The organism is Pseudoalteromonas sp. SR45-5 (genome assembly GCF_014163565.1).
Taxonomy (GTDB): domain Bacteria; phylum Pseudomonadota; class Gammaproteobacteria; order Enterobacterales; family Alteromonadaceae; genus Pseudoalteromonas; species Pseudoalteromonas distincta.
The window spans coordinates 1-3435 of the sequence record NZ_JACJDN010000447.1 but is presented as its reverse complement, the minus strand read 5'-3'; the positions used below and the strand labels follow the sequence as shown (position 1 = coordinate 3435).

Here is a 3435-nt window from a genome sequence, read left to right as displayed (position 1 = left end):
CAACATCTAAATAACAAATAGGAAATACATATGAAAAAGCTATCTGTAGCAGTAGCTGTATGTGCTGTACTTGCATCTAGCTATGCAAGCGCTGAAGTACGTATTAAGGGTTTTGCATCTATAGTGGGTGGTAAAAGCCTAGACAGTGATCAAACCTTATACGGATATGACGATGATATCTCATTTAAAAATGAGAGTAAGTTCGCTTTACAACTATCTGCTGATCTTCAAGAGAAGCTAACGGCTACGGCTCAAATTATTGCGCGTGGAGAGGACGACTTTGACGCCACATTCGAATGGGCATATGTTACTTATGAATACAGCGATGAACTGCAATTTAGCGCTGGTAAAATGCGTGTTCCTTTCTATAAATACTCAGATTTCTTGGATGTTGGCTATGCTTATCGCTGGGTACGTCCACCTCGCTCAGTATACGGTATCCCATTTTCGACTTATGAAGGCTTGAGTGTTGTTTACAACAATCAATTAGGAGATTGGGACTCTACTTTGCAAGGGTTTTATGGCGCTTTTGATGGCGATATAGATGTATTTGGAGATAGCTTACCTGCTGAGTTAAATAATTTAGGCGGTATAAACTGGAGCCTATCATACGACTGGTTCAGTGCACGAACTGCATATATTGTGGCCGACACAAGCATTTCATCTAATGACAGCGGTTTAATTGGACTTGTTGAAGTACTTAATACTAACGGTTTAACGAGCACAGCAAATGATCTTACTACTGACGAAGATGAAACAACTTTTGTTGGTATTGGCTTCTCTATTGACTATGATAACTTCTTATTTGATGCTGAATATACACAGTTTGAAGTAGAGGGAAGTATTTTGGCTGAACAATCACAATACTATGCCTCTGCCGGTTATCGTATAGACGATGTTATTGTTCACTTCACCTATGAAAAAAATGATGATAAACATGATTCATCACGTTTTAATACTCTTGAATCAATTCCTTTATTAAATACTACAGTGAACTTTGCCCTAGAGAGCATGCGTGCAGAGAGTAACGTATACACAATTGGCGCACGTTATGACTTCCACCCTTCTGCTGCATTTAAAATTGACTTCAGTCGATTTGATGATGACATCACTGACACTGAAACGGATGTAGTAGCCGTTGGTGTTGATTTAGTATTTTAATTGGAGCGGAATATGAAAAAATTAATCCTCGCTAGTGCGCTTTCATTATGTTCTTTCGGTGCTTTGGCTGAAGTTGCAGTAATTGTAAATCCTGGTAATGCAAATGCACTTGATGCAGAGACTATTAAGAAAATTTACTTAGGAAAGGCCAAGTCGTTTGATAACGGCAATAAGGTCAACCCAGCAACTCAAAACGGTACCGCTATTGCTGATGAATTCAATTCTAAAGTGGTAGGTAAATCGAGCAGCCAATTAAATGCCTATTGGTCAAAACTTGTTTTTACAGGTAAAGGAACACCGCCTGAAAAGTTTGATTCAGATCAAGCTGTCATTGACTTTGTTGCCGCTAATGGTGATTCAATCGGCTATATAGATAGCAGTAAAGCAACTGACAAAGTTAAAGTGATTGCTACCTTTTAATTGCTATTATTAAATTAAAAAAACCACCTAATCGGTGGTTTTTTTATAACTTAACTTTAATAACAATTCGCTCGATTAAGTAAGATATTTTGAGGGAGAAAAACTGTTCAATAGAAATTTTAACACAGCTAGCGTCTGATCTGCCCTCTCAAATTGAATAAGCATTACTTCGAATTGATTTAGCTACGTTACTCAATTTTAAATTTAGCCGTGGCATCTAATAGGTTATCTGAAAGGTAATGAAGGTTTTTAGCTACATCCCTCACAGCCGTTAGCGAGTCCATTGTATCTTCAAATGATACGTGCATATTTGTCACGTTTTCTACAACCATAGCAGCAACTGATGTTTGCTCTTCTGTGGCAGCAGCAATTTGTGAGTTCATTCCATTTATTTCTAACATTTGCTCTGCAATTTTCTCTATAGAAATACCCGTTTTTTCTGCTGCAGTTGCATTATCTGTAGCCATATCTCTTGCAGTCGTCATTGCAGTAACTGATTCGTTAGCCGCTTCAGTTAAAGTAGTCAACAGCTCTCGAATCTCATTTGTAGAGTGAGCAGTTCGCGATGCAAGCTCTCTAACTTCATCAGCAACAACAGCAAAGCCTCGGCCATGCTCACCAGCACGGGCAGCCTCAATGGCAGCATTAAGTGCAAGTAAATTTGTTTGCTCCGCTATTGATGTAATAACATTTAATATTTGCGACACATTTTTTGTATCGTCTGCTAATTTATTGATAGTTGTAGCAGCGTGATTAATCTCATCACTTAACGTACGAGAAGCGGTTACTGATGTTTGTACTTGAGTTCGACTTTGCTCAACTTCTTTCTCAGCCGTTTGCGCTGCATGAGAAGCACTTGCAGCTGATTGAGAGATATCTCCTACACTCTGTTTCATCTCTTCCATCGATTGCTTTACAATCTCAGCATCAGTGGTTTGTTTAGTCGTTGCACGCTCCGCTTGTTCCATCCCCTGCACTAAGCGAGTAGAGTTTTCCATTAACGGTTCGCAAACCGCGATAATTTCTAACACCGTTTTTTTCAATATGCCAATAAAAGAGTTGAAGTTTATAGATACTTGACCTATTTCATCTTCAGAGTTAACTGTCAATTTAGTGCTTAGCGAGCCTTTACCGCTTGCTAATAAGCTTAAATTATTTGCCGCATCACTTGCCGAAGAAGCAATTCGCTTAGCTATCCAAATAGCCATAAAGAGCAATAAAATAAGCGATACAATAGAAACAACTAACATTAACGTAAGGGCGTAATCAGAGCGGTCCTTTGTGCTTGCAACAAGTTCAAAAAAACGATCGTCAGCTTTGACTTGTGCTGCCTTAAACTTTTCTAGGACATCGTTATAAAGCGCTGTTTTCCTCTGTGCTTGTTGTTGAATTTTACTAAAATCTGCTGTTCCATTTACCATGCCATTTGCGATAGTCGCTGATATTTTTTCGTAATTTGCGAGCTGCTCTTTAGTGTCACTGTGAATGTAAGAGGCATTTATTTTTTCTATCGCAATAATATTCAACTCAAGTTGCTTATATGTGTCAGATGCTTTCTCGACTAAATCTTGCTCACCAAATGTTACGGCTTGGGTGTAAAGTTCGTCCAGCTTCTCTAAAATGCCAACATTAGCAGATGTTAACTTAACAACTTTGTAGGATGATTTTTCCATTTCATCAAGTGCAATTCTATTATCATTCATAGCAAAATAGTTGATCAGAACAATCACTAAAAATGCAACGACAGCAATACTCGTAATCGCATGTATTTTTTTACTTATGCTGAGATTTTGAAAAGTGAAGCCTGAAGCCATTGTGAATACCTTATTTTATTGTCTAAATCTATTATCGGCT

At 38.2% G+C, this 3435-nt stretch carries 3 protein-coding genes; 2 read left to right on the top strand and 1 reads right to left on the bottom strand.

Annotated features, from left to right (window positions below; translation table 11 throughout):
- The first annotated feature begins 30 nt into the window (after positions 1-30).
- On the top strand, positions 31-1161 hold the full coding sequence (locus tag H5072_RS14905; protein WP_182693962.1) for a porin: 1131 nt from the start codon (positions 31-33) through the stop codon (positions 1159-1161).
- A gap of 12 nt (positions 1162-1173) precedes the next feature.
- A complete protein-coding gene (locus H5072_RS14900) occupies positions 1174-1581 on the top strand; it encodes a hypothetical protein (protein WP_002962772.1) in 408 nt (135 codons plus the stop codon).
- 188 nt (positions 1582-1769) lie between these two features.
- Here H5072_RS14900 and H5072_RS14895 read toward each other — a convergent pair whose 3' ends face one another.
- Positions 1770-3395 carry a methyl-accepting chemotaxis protein gene (locus H5072_RS14895; protein ID WP_024594860.1) on the bottom strand — a complete coding sequence of 542 codons (1626 nt, stop codon included), beginning with the start codon at positions 3393-3395 and terminating at the stop codon, positions 1770-1772.
- Positions 3396-3435: the final 40 nt, after the last annotated feature.

Coding starts and splice junctions, on each gene's coding strand:
- H5072_RS14905 (WP_182693962.1), top strand. CDS start 31: ATGAAAAAGCTATCTGTAGCAGTAGCTGTATGTGCTGTACTTGCATCT.
- H5072_RS14895 (WP_024594860.1), bottom strand. CDS start 3,395: ATGGCTTCAGGCTTCACTTTTCAAAATCTCAGCATAAGTAAAAAAATA.
- H5072_RS14900 (WP_002962772.1), top strand. CDS start 1,174: ATGAAAAAATTAATCCTCGCTAGTGCGCTTTCATTATGTTCTTTCGGT.